Origin of the sequence: Flavobacterium nitratireducens (genome assembly GCF_029625335.1) — a bacterium.
Classification (GTDB): Bacteria; Bacteroidota; Bacteroidia; order Flavobacteriales; family Flavobacteriaceae; genus Flavobacterium; species Flavobacterium nitratireducens.
Map to the genome: position 1 here is coordinate 341,896 of NZ_CP121111.1, position 14,029 is coordinate 355,924.

The 14,029-nt window shown below is 32.0% G+C and carries 13 protein-coding genes and 1 pseudogene; 2 read left to right on the top strand and 12 right to left on the bottom strand.

All coding sequences use genetic code 11. The annotated features are described in order from the left end of the window. Positions 1–93: 93 nt before the first annotated feature. From P5P90_RS01635 to P5P90_RS01655, 5 genes and pseudogenes are all read right to left on the bottom strand, one after another. On the bottom strand, positions 94–543 hold the full coding sequence (locus P5P90_RS01635) for a 2-dehydro-3-deoxyphosphooctonate aldolase (protein WP_278036458.1): 450 nt from the start codon (positions 541–543) through the stop codon (positions 94–96). Positions 544–772: 229 nt separating this feature from the next. Then, entirely contained in the window at positions 773–958 is a 186-nt protein-coding gene (locus P5P90_RS01640) for a YgaP family membrane protein (RefSeq protein ID WP_278035513.1), read from the bottom strand. A 411-nt stretch (positions 959–1,369) separates the two neighbouring features. Further along, a pseudogene (locus P5P90_RS01645) lies at positions 1,370–4,550 on the bottom strand (efflux RND transporter permease subunit); the annotation flags it as partial. A gap of 204 nt (positions 4,551–4,754) precedes the next feature. Then, positions 4,755–5,834 (bottom strand): efflux RND transporter periplasmic adaptor subunit, encoded by a 1,080-nt coding sequence (locus tag P5P90_RS01650; RefSeq protein ID WP_278035514.1) that lies wholly within the window; start codon positions 5,832–5,834, stop codon positions 4,755–4,757. A gap of 53 nt (positions 5,835–5,887) precedes the next feature. Continuing rightward, positions 5,888–7,201: a TolC family protein gene (locus P5P90_RS01655; protein WP_278035515.1), complete on the bottom strand. Its 1,314-nt coding sequence runs from the start codon at positions 7,199–7,201 to the stop codon at positions 5,888–5,890. A gap of 221 nt (positions 7,202–7,422) precedes the next feature. Here P5P90_RS01655 and P5P90_RS01660 point away from each other — a divergent pair, with 221 nt between their 5' ends. Both P5P90_RS01660 and P5P90_RS01665 read left to right on the top strand, forming a co-directional pair. After that, complete coding sequence (locus tag P5P90_RS01660; protein ID WP_278035516.1) at positions 7,423–7,980, top strand: YeeE/YedE family protein; 558 nt, start codon at positions 7,423–7,425, stop codon at positions 7,978–7,980. A gap of 3 nt (positions 7,981–7,983) precedes the next feature. After that, on the top strand, positions 7,984–8,397 hold the full coding sequence (locus P5P90_RS01665; RefSeq protein WP_278035517.1) for a DUF6691 family protein: 414 nt from the start codon (positions 7,984–7,986) through the stop codon (positions 8,395–8,397). Between the two features lie 77 nt (positions 8,398–8,474). Here P5P90_RS01665 and P5P90_RS01670 read toward each other — a convergent pair whose 3' ends face one another. The 7 genes from P5P90_RS01670 to P5P90_RS01700 form a co-directional block, all read right to left on the bottom strand. Continuing rightward, positions 8,475–8,750: an ATP-dependent Clp protease adaptor ClpS gene (locus P5P90_RS01670; RefSeq protein WP_278035518.1), complete on the bottom strand. Its 276-nt coding sequence runs from the start codon at positions 8,748–8,750 to the stop codon at positions 8,475–8,477. Positions 8,751–8,795: 45 nt separating this feature from the next. Then, the gene (gene prmA / locus P5P90_RS01675) at positions 8,796–9,656 is read right to left on the bottom strand and encodes a 50S ribosomal protein L11 methyltransferase (protein ID WP_278035519.1); all 861 of its coding nucleotides are present in this window, start codon (positions 9,654–9,656) and stop codon (positions 8,796–8,798) included. Positions 9,657–9,741: 85 nt separating this feature from the next. After that, positions 9,742–10,542 carry a hypothetical protein gene (locus P5P90_RS01680; RefSeq protein WP_278035520.1) on the bottom strand — a complete coding sequence of 267 codons (801 nt, stop codon included), beginning with the start codon at positions 10,540–10,542 and terminating at the stop codon, positions 9,742–9,744. 122 nt (positions 10,543–10,664) lie between these two features. Then, entirely contained in the window at positions 10,665–11,405 is a 741-nt protein-coding gene (gene tpiA / locus P5P90_RS01685; protein WP_278036459.1) for a triose-phosphate isomerase, read from the bottom strand. Between the two features lie 39 nt (positions 11,406–11,444). Then, on the bottom strand, positions 11,445–11,966 hold the full coding sequence (locus P5P90_RS01690) for a TlpA family protein disulfide reductase (protein ID WP_340696427.1): 522 nt from the start codon (positions 11,964–11,966) through the stop codon (positions 11,445–11,447). 269 nt (positions 11,967–12,235) lie between these two features. Further along, positions 12,236–13,339, bottom strand: coding sequence for a BT_3928 family protein (locus tag P5P90_RS01695; protein ID WP_278035521.1), 1,104 nt, complete (start codon positions 13,337–13,339; stop codon positions 12,236–12,238). Between the two features lie 6 nt (positions 13,340–13,345). Next, positions 13,346–13,894, bottom strand: a complete 549-nt coding sequence (locus tag P5P90_RS01700; RefSeq protein ID WP_278035522.1) for a DUF1599 domain-containing protein — start codon at positions 13,892–13,894, stop codon at positions 13,346–13,348. Between the last annotated feature and the right edge of the window lie 135 nt (positions 13,895–14,029).

Consider the following 14,029-nt stretch of genomic DNA (forward strand, 5'->3'; position numbering starts at 1 on the left):
TTGAAGTTGCAAAGTTAGTTATGATTTGCGACTTAGCGTTTTAATTTCGGATTTTTTTAGTGCAAAAAATGGAACCAATATCTTTTTTGAGCGTTATTTTTTAATTGTTAGCCCCAAAGGACACATTAAAAATCCTTTTTCATATATGTTAAGGTAAAGCGTAATTGGCTTTTTTTGACCTTCCCATCGAATTTCGTATACATTTAAAAATCCAGCACCCATAGAAGTCCTTTTAGAAGGAAAAGGGCAGCATGTTTCAATTTTTGTATAAGTAATTTTTTCTCCTTTTGGTCCTGCCAAAGCATTTAAAAATCGTTCTTCGTTTAGTTTTTCGTTAGTGGTAGTGTAGTAAAAAATATTTATCGGGTAATCTTTATTATAGCCGTATCGTTTATCCTTGCTGTACTCCGTAATGATAAAAGTATTTTCTTTAGAAAGTCTAGGTGTTGGAGCGTTATCATCAACATTGCGTAATGTAGATTTGGTACTAATGCAAGAAGTGATAAAAAATGATATAATGGTTAAGAGAATCCCTTTCTTCATGTTTTTTTTATTAATCATTTGCTTGAAAATATTTACAAATAGAACCATGGTTACTTTTATAAGAATACAAATATAAACGTCTTTTTTTGACATTTTTCACATACTACTATTTTCTTTTTTAGTACCTATTCCTATATGTATTGAAAATTGGTATTAATATAAAAAAATCAAAACCAATTGAATGTAGCAATCGGTTTTGATTTTTAACGAAAATAGTGTTGAGAAATATTTAGTCTTTCACTCCAAATTTTTTCAAAATATCTTCCAATAAGCACCATTTAGTTATGGATGATTGTAATAAATTCGCCCCAACAAAGGCAGTAAACCATAACCAGTTTTGATTTACATATAGTGCTAAAAACAAACTTATTAAAATGAATGTTCCTGCTACGGCTCGTACTATTCTGTTTTTCATATTTATATTGCGAAGTCGGAAATACACCTCCCTCTAAATTAAAAGTTATTAATTAGATTTTTCTATGTTAACTACTGCCAAATGAATTTTCGACAAGCTAGTTTGTTTGTTATTAAAATTTTCAACGACTTCAAAAAGATTGTCAATGACACTGCTATCTTTTACAAATGCATAGTAAAGCATGGAATTGTTTTCACTTTGTTCACTTCCAAACCAATTGCTTCCCAAGGCTTGTTCTGACGCATCATTAAACCCATTTACTTCTTGGTAGCTGTAATTTTTTATCTGAACTTGTTTTAACATTTTTTTGATGTCATCATCAAATTCAGTTATACCGGTTACAATTAATAATTTCATTTTTTTACAATTATAAGTTTTCAGTTTCTTCTTTATTTTCAGTGCTTGATTCCCATTTTTTCTCTCTGTCATGTAATAGATCAATGGAACTACAATTAGTGTAAGTAATGTAGAAACTATAGCGCCAAATACTAATGAAATGGCTAAGCCCTGAAATATTGGATCAAACAAAATAATGGATGCTCCAATGACTACTGCTGCTGTGGTTAATAAAATAGGTGTTGTTCTTACAGCCCCAGCTTCGATTATGGCTTGTTTTAAAGGAATACCATCATTGAGTCGGATTTCGATAAAGTCAATTAGTAATACCGAATTCCTAACCATAACTCCTGCAAGAGCAATCATTCCGATAAATGAAGTTGCAGTAAAGAAAGCGCCTAATAACCAGTGACCTAATACAATTCCAATTAATGATAAAGGAATAGCCAACATCATTACGATAGGTGTTTTAAAGTTTTGGAACCATCCTACAATCAGCATATAGATAATTACAATTACCACCATGAATGCTACACCAAGGTCGCGGAAAACTTCCAGAGTGATTTGCCATTCACCATCCCATTTTACAGTAAAATCACTTTCGTCAGATGGCTGATCCATATACAATTCGTTGATTTTATATCCTTTTGGTAAATTGATTTTTTCCAATTCTTTATCCATTCCCAAAATAGCATAAACGGGACTTTCCAATGCTCCTGCCATATCAGCAGTTACATAAACGACACGTTTTTGATCCTTTCTGTAAATTGTTTTTTGCAAAGTATCTTGAACTACTTTTACCAAATCACTTACGGGAATCATATTACCCTGACTACCTTTAATTTTAAGGTTTTCAATTTCTTCTAAGCTAGTTTTGTCTTTATCATCAAGAGCCAGTATAATACCTACATTGTCATTAGAGTTTTCATCATACAAATTAGAAACTGGGTATTCTTTTAGTAAATAAGTTAAATTACCTACTACTTGTTGAGGAGCTATACCGTTAAGCATTGCTTTTTCCTTGTCAATTTCCAGTTTGTATTCTGTTTGGTTATCTTCAACCGTCCAGTCAATATCTACGATTCCATCTGTTTTAGTCAAGATGTCTTTTACTTGGCTTGCAACTTTTATTTGTTTATCATAATCAGGACCATAGATTTCAGCAACTAAAGTTGACAATACAGGCGGTCCTGGCGGTACTTCGATAATTTTTACATTTGCCCCATATTTTTTGGCAATTTTTTGAACTTCCGGACGTACTTCTTTAGCAATGTCATGACTTTGTGGAGATCGATCTTCTTTGTGTAAAAGATTCACTTGAATATCAGCCATATTACTTCCACCACGTAAATCATAATGACGTACTAATCCATTAAATGTAATAGGAGCAGAGGCACCAATGTAATTTTGATAATTTACCACTTCTGGTTTACTTGCCAAATATTGGGCGATTTCTTGGGTGACAGCTGCTGTTCTTTCGAGGGTAGTTCCTTCCGGCATATCGATTACAACCTGGAATTCGTTTTTGTTATCAAAAGGTAGCATCTTCACTAATACCGATTTGGTAAAAAACATTACAACAGAACCTAACAATAATAGTATTGTTCCCGCAAGGAGAATTTTTTCTTTTAGCACTGCTGTCCAAGAATGGTCTTTCAATTTTGTTGTAGATTTTGTACACCCAGCTGGTTTCAAGACCTTCTGCTTCCTTGTGCTCTTGTTCTTCTTTTTCTTGTAATAAATGATAGCCTAAATAAGGTGTAACTGTTAATGCTACGAACAAAGATAAAATCATTGCAATCGAAGCACCAATAGGCATTGGACTCATATATGGTCCCATCATCCCAGATACGAAAGCCATAGGTAAAATTGCTGCGATAACCGTGAAAGTTGCCAAGATAGTAGGATTTCCTACTTCGTTAATGGCATATATAGCCGCTTGTTTAAATGGCAATCGCTTCATTTTAAAATGGCGATGCATATTCTCAGCAATAATAATACTATCATCCACCACAATTCCTACTACGAATACTAGTGCGAAAAGTGTAATTCTATTCAGCGTATAATCCAACATATAGTAACTGAATAGGGTTAATGCAAATGTTAATGGTACTGAAAAGAAAACAACCAATCCACCTCTCCAGCCCATAGCAATCATTACCAAAAATGTTACTGCCAAAATTGCAATACCAAGGTGCATCAATAGTTCACCAACTTTGTCTGAAGCCGTTTCACCGTAATTACGTGTTATTTCAACATGAACATCATTTGGAATTAAACTAGTTTTTAGATGATCAATTTTTTCTACGATTTTTTCAGATATTTTCATCGCATCGGCTCCTTTTACCTTACCGACAGAAATAGTAACAGCTGGATATTCTGATTTAGCTTCAGCATAATTCACATTTGTTTTTCCATAACCAAAGGCTATGTAATTTCGTGCTGTTTCAGGTCCGTCCTGAATTTTAGCGACTTGCTTTAGGTAAACAGGCATGTTTTTGTTAATACCTACAACCAGATTTTCAACATCTTCGGCTGTTGCCAAAAATTGACCTGTTGTCAACAAATATTCCTGATCTTGCTTTACAAAACTTCCAGATTGAGAACTTCCATTATTAGCCTGTATCATTTGCATAATGCCCAAAGCATCAACACCATTTTCAGCCATTTTATCTTTATCCAAAACCACTTTTAAAGCTCGTGTTTGTCCACCAATTTCTTTAGTGATGGCCACATCTTTAACTTTTTCAATTTCAGAGGTTACTTCTTCTGCAATTTGTCGCAATTGGAAACCGTCCATTTTTTCGCTCCAAAGTGTCAGTCCCAACATAGGTACATCGTCAATAGAACGTGTTTTTACAATTGGTTTGTAAACCCCTTTTGGGAACATGTCTTCGTGTTTGCTCAATTCATCATACAATTTTACATATGAACGTTCCACGTCCTGACCTACATAAAACTGAACGATTAACATGGCTTGTCCGTTCATTGCCATAGTATGAACGTGCTCAACACCTTTGATATTCATAATGATTTTTTCCAAAGGTTTTGCTACACGGCTTTCAACTTCTTTCGGACTTGCTCCAGGATAACCAACCATTACATCGGCCATTGGAACATTAATTTGTGGCTCTTCTTCTCTAGGTATCAGAAAAGAACTATATACACCAATAATCATCAAGGCAACCATCATCAAAATGGTTAGTTTTGAATTGATGAAAAAATTGGCAATTTTACCTGAAATTCCTTCTTGCATTTTTTTTGTTTTTTTGGGCGTGACCCTCTCATACTTCGCCAAGCTACGTATTTTGGGTCGGGCTATTCGTTACAATCTTTTTATTTTGTACTTCGACAAGCTCAGTAGGACAAAATAAAAAGGATTTCCACTGCTATCCCTCACGCGGTGTTAATGACTAACTATAAATTTGTGACAAATTGATAAACTGTTACAGCAAATTTTTTACTGAACACTGACCAAAGCTCCGTTGTACAATTTGCCTTCGGCAGCAATAATATAACGCTCATTGGCTGATAATCCAGAAAGAATCTCTACTTGATTTCCAAAGTTTTTCCCAATTCGTAACCATCTTAAAAAGGCAGTATTATTATTGTCAATAACATAAACCCCTTTTAATTGTCCTTGTGTAATCAAAGCACTTTCGTCTATCAAGATAGGCTGGTTAGCTGCTACATTACTTTCGTTTTGAATTGGAAACTGTACGTTAACAAACATTCCGGCAAGAATATTTTTATCGGTTTTATCCAAATTGATTTTTACTAAATACTGACCCGCTGTATTTTTTGCAGAAAGGCTTATTTCACTTACCTTACCAGTTAGTTTTGTATTAGATGATTTTACTAAAACATTTACTGGCATCCCATTTTTAATGGTATTGATGCTATTTTCAGAAATCATTGCAGTAATTTGTAATTTTGAGGCACCTTCAATACTTACTAAAGGCATTCCAGGATTAGCCATATCACCCTCTTTTACAAAAGTGTTTGTTACAATTCCTGAAAATGGTGCGGTGATATTTGAATATGAAAACTGAGCTAATACTTCGTTTCTCATTTGTTTTGCACCTTCGAGTCCGGCTTTTGCCATTTCATAACGTGCAGTCATATCATCTAATTCTTTTTGAGAAGCACTTTGTTGTTTGAACAATGCAACAAAACGATCATAATCTTTTTTAGCATTAGTATAAGCGGCAGTTGCTTGTAAAATAGAAGCTTCTACTTGTGCTTTTTTAGCTTGTAAATCAGTATTGTTTATACTTACTACTAATTGTCCTGCACTAACTCTTTGTCCAACATTTACGTGAACTTTGGTAACATAACCCATCATTCTGGTGCTTAGATTCGCACTGTTTTCGGATTCAATTTTTCCACTTGCTGTTACAAATGAATTATTGTTGTTTTCAGAAACACCACTCACTTTTACCACAATTGCTGTCTGTGGGGTTACTTGTTCTTTTTTGTCATTACCACATGAAGTTATAATTAGTGTGGAAATTGAAAGGATTGCTATTAATTTTTTCATAATATTCAATTGTAATTATCTTTTCTTTTCTTAAGATTCGTTGGGTTATACTATTATTTTGTTAAAAATTGTAAATATTCTTGGGTAAAACTATATTCGAAAACAGCTTGTAAATAATCCAGTTCTTTTTTGAACATTTGGGTTTCAGTTTGTAATAAATCGGTCGTTTTTTCTAAACCTTGTTGGAAACGATTGCTGCGAATTCTATAGGCTTCTTGTGATTGTTCTAAAGCTAATTTTTCTAAATTCACTTTGTTTTCAGCATCTTTCAACTGTCTATTAGCTTTGTTAAGTTCTAGTTGACTTTGTGATTTGTATTGTTGGGTTTCAATGGCTGCTTTTTGGAATTCGGCTTTGTTTTTCTCCATTTTACCAATAGATTTATATCCGTCAAAAACACTCCAGGCTAATTGAGCTCCTACTAAATACCCTTTTGCAGAATTTCCCAATAGTTTATCGTCATACATTTCATAGCTTCCAAAAGCATTTAATCTTGGTAAGAAATTCATTTTGCTGGACTGAAGCATTTTAGCATATGCTTCTGATGATTTATCCATTGCTTGAATATCTTTTCGGTTATCCGATAATTGAGTATTGATGGTTTTTACAGTAATAGTATTATCTAATTGTTCTACTGGCTTGTAAATTTTGCCATTTGTATTTTCGTTTAATAAAAAAGCTAAGTAATCAGATGCGTTTTGAACATTACTTTTGGCATATTGTAATTGGTTTTTAATTTCATTGACATGAACTTGTACGGATAATAAATCTGTTTTTTGCAGAATTCCTTGCTTGAAATAGTTTTCTACCAGTTTCAAATTGGCATCTGCAGTAGCATTTGCTTTTTCTAAAACAACAACTCCTTTATATGCTAATTGTAGCATCATAAATGATTTGTTAACTTCTAATTCTAAATATTCTTTAGTACGTTCCGCTTTAAGTTGGTAAGCTTCTATTTTAGATTTAGCTGCCTGTCTACCATAAAAACCATCCATATTAATTAAAGGTTGCAATACTTCAATTTTAGTAGCGTAATTTTGTGTAGTTGCAGGATTATTTAATAAAGTTGGATTAAAATCAGCAGCAGTTAAAATAGCCTGATTTAGTTTAGAACCAAAAGCCATTAAGGGGTTGGTAGTAGCAATCGCTGTATGAGATGCCGTTATACTTGGTAAAAATACTGAGTTGGATTGTCTGTAATCAGCTTGAGCTGCTTTTACATCTTGATTAGTAATTTTAATTTGTAAATTATTTTCTGAAGTTTTTAACCAGATATCTTTTTTTGATATTGATAATGTGTCTTGTCCATAATTATGATTTGAAATAGAAAATATTCCTAAGAGAAGTATGTAATTGATTTTGTTCATAATTTAAATTTTATCTAAATATTATGATACAAATATACTTGGGCCTTAAAAGGAGTACAGTAACATATGTCACATACTTGGAGTATTCTCATATTTAATGCTAAATCAATTATTTAATTAGAAATTTAAATTTGATAGTAATAATATTTATTGTTGAATGGGTTTGAAGTAATATCATTTTTTATGAATACTATATATTTGTAAAAAATAAAAAATTTATAATGGAGATAATTTATTATACCTGGTCTTGGTATATTTCAGGTTTTGTAATTGGTTTAGTGATGCTAAGCTTAATTTATTTTGGGAAAACTTTCGGGATGTCGACAAACTTAAAGACCCTGTGCAGTTTGGCAGGAGCTGGAAAAAAAGTTTCCTTTTTTAATTGGGACTGGAAAGCACAACGCTGGAATTTAGCAGTTGTGGCAGGTGCCATGTTAGGAGGTTTTGTTGCTACTCATTATTTGAGTGATCCTTCTAATGTAACAATAAACCCAAAGACAATTGAACAACTTCAAGCAATGAATATTGATGCGCCAAAAGGAAAATTGATGCCAGATGCTTTGTTTTCACCAGAAGTTATGAACTCTCCAAAAGGACTGTTTATTTTACTTATTGGGGGAGTACTTATTGGTTTTGGTTCTCGTTATGCTGGTGGTTGTACTTCAGGGCATGCGATTTCAGGCTTGAGTAACCTGCAATTACCATCATTAAAAGCTGTTATTGGTTTTTTTATAGGTGGATTAATTATGTCTCATTTTATTTTACCATTAATTTTTTAAGTTATGAAATTGATAAAATTTATTTTAGTTGGATTTGCTTTTGGAATCGTACTGACTAAATCAGAGGCCGTTTCATGGTATCGTATTTATGAAATGTTTCAATTTCAGTCTTTTCATATGTATGGTATAATTATGATAGCTGTTCTTACGGGAGTTTTAGGGATTCAGTTAATCAAAAAGTTTAATGTAAAAGATTATTCAGGAGAACCTATAAAAATTGAAAACAAAGAACCATCAACAGTTCGTTATCTTTTAGGAGGGTTGATTTTTGGTTTAGGTTGGGCTTTAGCTGGTTCCTGTCCTGGTCCAATTTTTATATTAATTGGTGCAGGTTTTAGTACGGTAATTATCGTTTTGTTAGGAGCCTTATTAGGTACCTTTCTTTATGGAGTATTAAAAGATAAATTACCACATTAATATATTATCGTTGTGAGCATAAAAAAATGCATTCGCTACAAACGAATGCATTTTTTTTATGTGATAGTAAAGGAAAACTAAATAATCTCTGCACTAAGTCCTGCTTCTAAAAGCTGAGTACATTGTGGTTTTAATTTGTCCATAGGACCTGTTTTCACAGTACATTTTCCATTATAATGAACAATTAATGAACATTGCTCTGCTTGTTCAGGAGTGTGTTCACAAACACGCATTAAGGTTTCAATAACGTGGTCAAAAGTATTTACATCGTCATTATAAAGAATGATTTCATTGTTTTTAGTGGTAATTTCTTGGACACTAACTTTTTCTCTTACTTTTTCAATAGTACTCATTATAATCTTTATTTGTGCTATAATTATTTGATAATTAACAAAGTATTAATTTACATATTTTAGTGATACCCAATTGTTTCTTTCGAATTTTTTAACATAAGTTAGCCCTTTTTCTGTACAAGAAGCGTCTATAAAAGGGATGTCTTCGTTGTAGAATCCGCTTAGTAATAAGGTTCCTTTTGGGTTCAAACAATCAACATAAGTTTGCATATCATTCAACAGAATATTTCTGTTGATGTTTGCAATTATTAGATCGTATTTTTTTTCTTTTAATAAAGTTGCGTCGCCTTCATAAACACTTATGTTCGTGCAATTATTACGTTCAGCATTTTCAATAGAATTTAAATAGCACCAGTTGTCAATATCGATAGCGTCAATTGGTTGTGCGCCTTTCATTTCTGCCAAAATAGCCAAAATAGCTGTTCCACATCCCATATCTAAGGTTTTCATTCCTGTAACATCCATTTCTAATAAATGTTGGATCATCATGTGTGTCGTTTCGTGATGACCGGTTCCAAAACTCATTTTTGGTTCTATGAGAATGTCAAATTCAGCATCTGTTTTAGGATGAAAAGGTGCTCTTACGTGACATCTTCCATCAACATCAATAGGTTCAAAGTTTTTCTCCCATTCCTCATTCCAGTTAACTTGATCGATTTCTTCGAAAGAATAATCAATATCGAATTCCTCAGAATGAAGAATGTTTACATTGCCAAGAATCATTTCGTCCCACAACTCTTTTTGAACAAAAGCTGAAATTCCAGTTTCGGTTTCAGTAAAACTTTCAAAGGCAAGTTCGCCTAATTCGGCAACTAAAATTTCCGAAGCCAATTGTTTAGCTTCTTCACTGTTATTAGTATTTTTTGGTTCAATACTAAAATGATAGGCGATATAAATATTTGACATAGTGTTATTTTTTGCGCAAAGGTAAGTAATTATTTCAGGAATAAATTAGTCTAATAGGCTTTAGAAAACTTTTAAAAAATGTTTTTTAAATGAAGTCAATTAAAATTTTTCTCAAGTCATGTAGCGGTTTTAAAGAAATTTCAGTTCCACTTTCACCGTTGTTAGAATAGTCAAAAGGGTTATCCAAATCTTTAATTAGCAAAAACATATATGCAATTAAAAAAGTAACTACTAAAGTAAAAAATAGTGAAGCATAAAAAGGTTCCATCTTTATTATTAGCAAGCAGCTTCCTATAATAACACCCATAGCTTCTAAAATTGTATAAGCTGAACTCACAAAATTTGTATCTCTTATAGTATCAATCCTCAAAATCATTTTTCGCAGATTGTTTTGTTCGTTTTTCAATTTTAAAATATATGGCGGTGGAACCCCTTCTTTGTCAAGTTCGATTAAAAAGTGGTTCATGTCGCTTATTTTCTTCAAAATATTTTTGGTTTTTTCTTTTTTGTAAAACCAATTTATAAGAGAGGTACAAAACATTTTTTGAAATTCTATAAATTCAAGAGCTGTTAATGTATTTTTGGTTTTATAAATGGTATAGGTATCATCAACTAACGATTTGATTGAAGCGGAAAGTTCGCTAGGTATTTTTTCACTTTCTTTGTAGTCAGAAAGCACACCACTAATTAAAAAACCAATTAAAAATATTGTACCTGCTACTAAACTTGTAAATAAGGCATTTAATTCAAGAACTTCCCATCCGAGATAATGTGTAAAAATTTTAAGTAGTGCAAGAATAATGATTAATGGTGTGATACGAATTGCGATTGACCATTTTTGCCAAATTTTGTTTGCTGAATTTTTGATTAGCTCTTTAGGTTCCATTTTTTAAACAATGTTTTTTAGATAACGTATTTCTAATGAAAGTGGTGTTTGTGTATTGTTTATTAATCAAAAAATCCTCAATCACGGCTGTGATTGAGGATTCTTATAAAAAAAGTATTTTATTAGATAGCTGTAACGATAGCTACGAAATCATCTGCTTTTAAAGCAGCTCCACCAATAAGACCTCCGTCTACGTCTGGTTTAGAAAATATTTCTTTTGCGTTTTCTGGTTTTACTGAACCTCCGTAAAGAATAGTTGCATTTTCAGCGATTTCTTTACCATAGGCTTTAAGGATTGTTTCTCTGATAAATTCGTGCATTTCTTGCGCTTGCTCAGGTGAAGCAGTTTCTCCAGTTCCAATAGCCCAAACTGGTTCGTAAGCTAATACAATTTTGTCCCAAGCTTTAGCATCGATTTGGAATAATCCATCTTTTAATTGGTTTTCAACTACGTTGAAGTGATTGTTAGATTGACGGTCTTTTAATTCTTCTCCAAAGCAAAAAATTACGGTCATATCGTGTTTTAAAGCTGTGTTTACTTTATCAGTAATTAAAGCATCAGTTTCGTGAAAAATAGCTCTACGCTCAGAGTGACCAAGGATAACTGTGTTTACACCAACAGAAGTTAACATATCAGCAGATATTTCTCCTGTAAAAGCGCCACTTTCTGTTTGGTGAACATTTTGTGCCGAAACACTAATGTTAGTTCCTTTTAGTTGATTTACTGCTGCAGCCAAGTTTACAAATGTTGGCGCAACAATTACTTGTGCTGTAGTGTTAGCAGGCACTTTAGCAATTAATTCGCTTAATAATTCGCTAGTTTGTGCTGCATTTTTGTGCATTTTCCAGTTTCCTGCTACAATTTTTTTCTCATTTTCGTAGTGTTATATTTGATTTTGTTTTTAATTATTTTCGTTTTCTAATTGACTTAATGTATTGTTAATTTTTTCAAAATCGGTCTCAATAGCACGATATACAACTATTTTTCCTTTTTTATCAATAATAATAGTTCTTGGAATCCAGTCTAAATCTATGGCTTTGGCAAAAACGCCTTTCATTTGGTCTTTGGCCATATAATGTATTCCTTTTAAATCGTATTTTTCTATTCCATATTTCCATTTTTCGGCAGTGTCGTCCATCGAAATGTAAATGTAGGTAGCGTCTGGATGAGCAGCTTGTATTTCTTTAGCTTTCGGTATGTCTTTTATGCAATCACGACACCAAGATGCCCAAATTTTGATTACAACATTTTTTCCTTTGTTTTGTGATAAAATCTTTTTAAAAGCAATAGGAGAGCCATCAGTGTTTAAGACAGATTCAGCTAGTGCTTCTTTAGAAAAAGCTGTTTTTTGAGCTTTCGATTTTGAGCAAGATAAGGTTATAAATACCAATACTATTGCAATTGTGTTTTTCATTTTCTTCATAGGGACAAAGTTAAAATAAACCTATTTTGAATAGGGCTGTTTTTTGATTTTTATTAAAAAAAATAACAAATACAGTTGTATGAGTTATAAAAGTGATAATGAAAACGTAATAGTTGGGTTTTTAGTACTTATAAATTAATTAAAATGGCGATTTTTTTCATTCAAAAATGATTAAAAAGTACGGTTTAATCAGTGTTTTTTAGATTAATTTAACTTAAAAAAGCTCCTAATTGTCTTTTTACAGAACAAAATTAGGAGCTTTAATCTATTTATAATTTTAGTTTATCAGTGTCGTTATAATGTACTTTTTGTTTTATAGTTCCTTTGTTAAGAATTACAATACTTGGATTGGCTCTTTCTATGGTTTTGAGTGCAATTGCGTCGCAGGTATAAAAATCAAATTTTAGATTGTATTTTTTTTGTGCTTTTGCAATTTCATCTTGTGATGAGTTGGTCATACCAATAACCTTGTATCCCTTAGAAGTTGCCTCTTTTTCAATAGCGCTAAGTTTTTGCATTCCTTCTTCTTTAGACGATTTCAAATCATAAGTAACAATCATTACTAATTTTGGTTCTAGAAGCAATTCGTCTTTATAATCTGAATTGTCTTTTGTCATTGTAAAATCATGAATAGGAGGAACGTAACCTTGGCTAATAATCTTGTCTTTTCTATCTACAAATTCAGCGCCTTCTGGTAGACTCATTAAATCTTTTTCACTGAATTCTTTTAGTGTACCATTTACTTTGTAAATAAAAATCATTTCTACCACAGGAGTTGGCGCTCCTGCTGGAATTTCCATTCTCTTTTGAATATTAGTGCCTACTTTGTAAGGTCTAAAATCGATATAAGGTAAATGGTTGATAACCATGTAAGCTATGAAAATGCATACGGCTAATCCTAAATATACAATTGCATTTTGAAAATTATTGTTATTAAATAAAGGTCGGATAAGTCTTTGGTTAACAAATAAAATAAGAATGAATACTAATAAAATAACGTCTTTTCCAAATGATTCCCATGGTGTTAGGTGTAAGGCATCTCCAAAACAACCACAATCTTTTACCACATTAAAATAAGCAGAATAAAAAGTAAGGAAAGTAAAGAATACAATCATTAATAGTAAACTCCAAATGGTTAACTTGGTTTTGTAACCTATGAGTAACATAATTCCTAAAACGACTTCTACAATAACCAAAAATACGGCTAAATATAAGCTAATAGGTTCTAAAAAGGGTAGGTTGAAAACAGGTTCACTAAAATATTCTGCTAGTTTATAGGAGAAACCTATAGGATCATTTAATTTAATCAATCCGGAAATGATAAATAAAATACCGACAAATAGTCTTGAAAATTGGGTAATGAAATTCTTCATATAGAATTATTTGTTATTAGTAAAACCCATTAATATTAATGCAAATACAGAGTAATTAATCATGTCCTGATAATTAGCATCAATTCCTTCTGATACGAGAGTTTTTCCCTTGTTGTCTTCAATTTGTTTTACACGAAGTAATTTTTGCAAAATCAAATCAGTTAAAGAACTGACACGCATTTCTCTCCAAGCTTCACCATAATCGTGGTTTTTTGCTTCCATTAAATCTTTGGTCAATTGTACTTTGGCATCATACAGTTCACTTGCTTTTTCAACATTTAGATCTGGCTGATCTACAACTCCAAGTTCTAATTGAATTAAAGCCATAATCGAATAGTTGATGATACCAATAAATTCACTTGATTCATCTTCGTCTACTTTTCGAACTTCATTTTCTTGTAAACTGCGAATTCTTTGTGCTTTGATAAAAATTTGATCGGTTAAAGAAGGTAAGCGTAAAATGCGCCAAGCACTTCCGTAATCTTGCATTTTGTTAACGAAAAGGGAACGACAAATTTCAATTATTTTGTCATATTCTTGAGAAGTATTCTTCATTATTATTGCTGTATATTTGTCTAAAATTTTCCCAAAAATAGGGATAATATTTAAAATGTTTATTGTTTGCTATTTTAAAGTTCGCACAAACTAGTTGTTTTTAAGACTTTACTAACTTTAAACACCAAACAGATA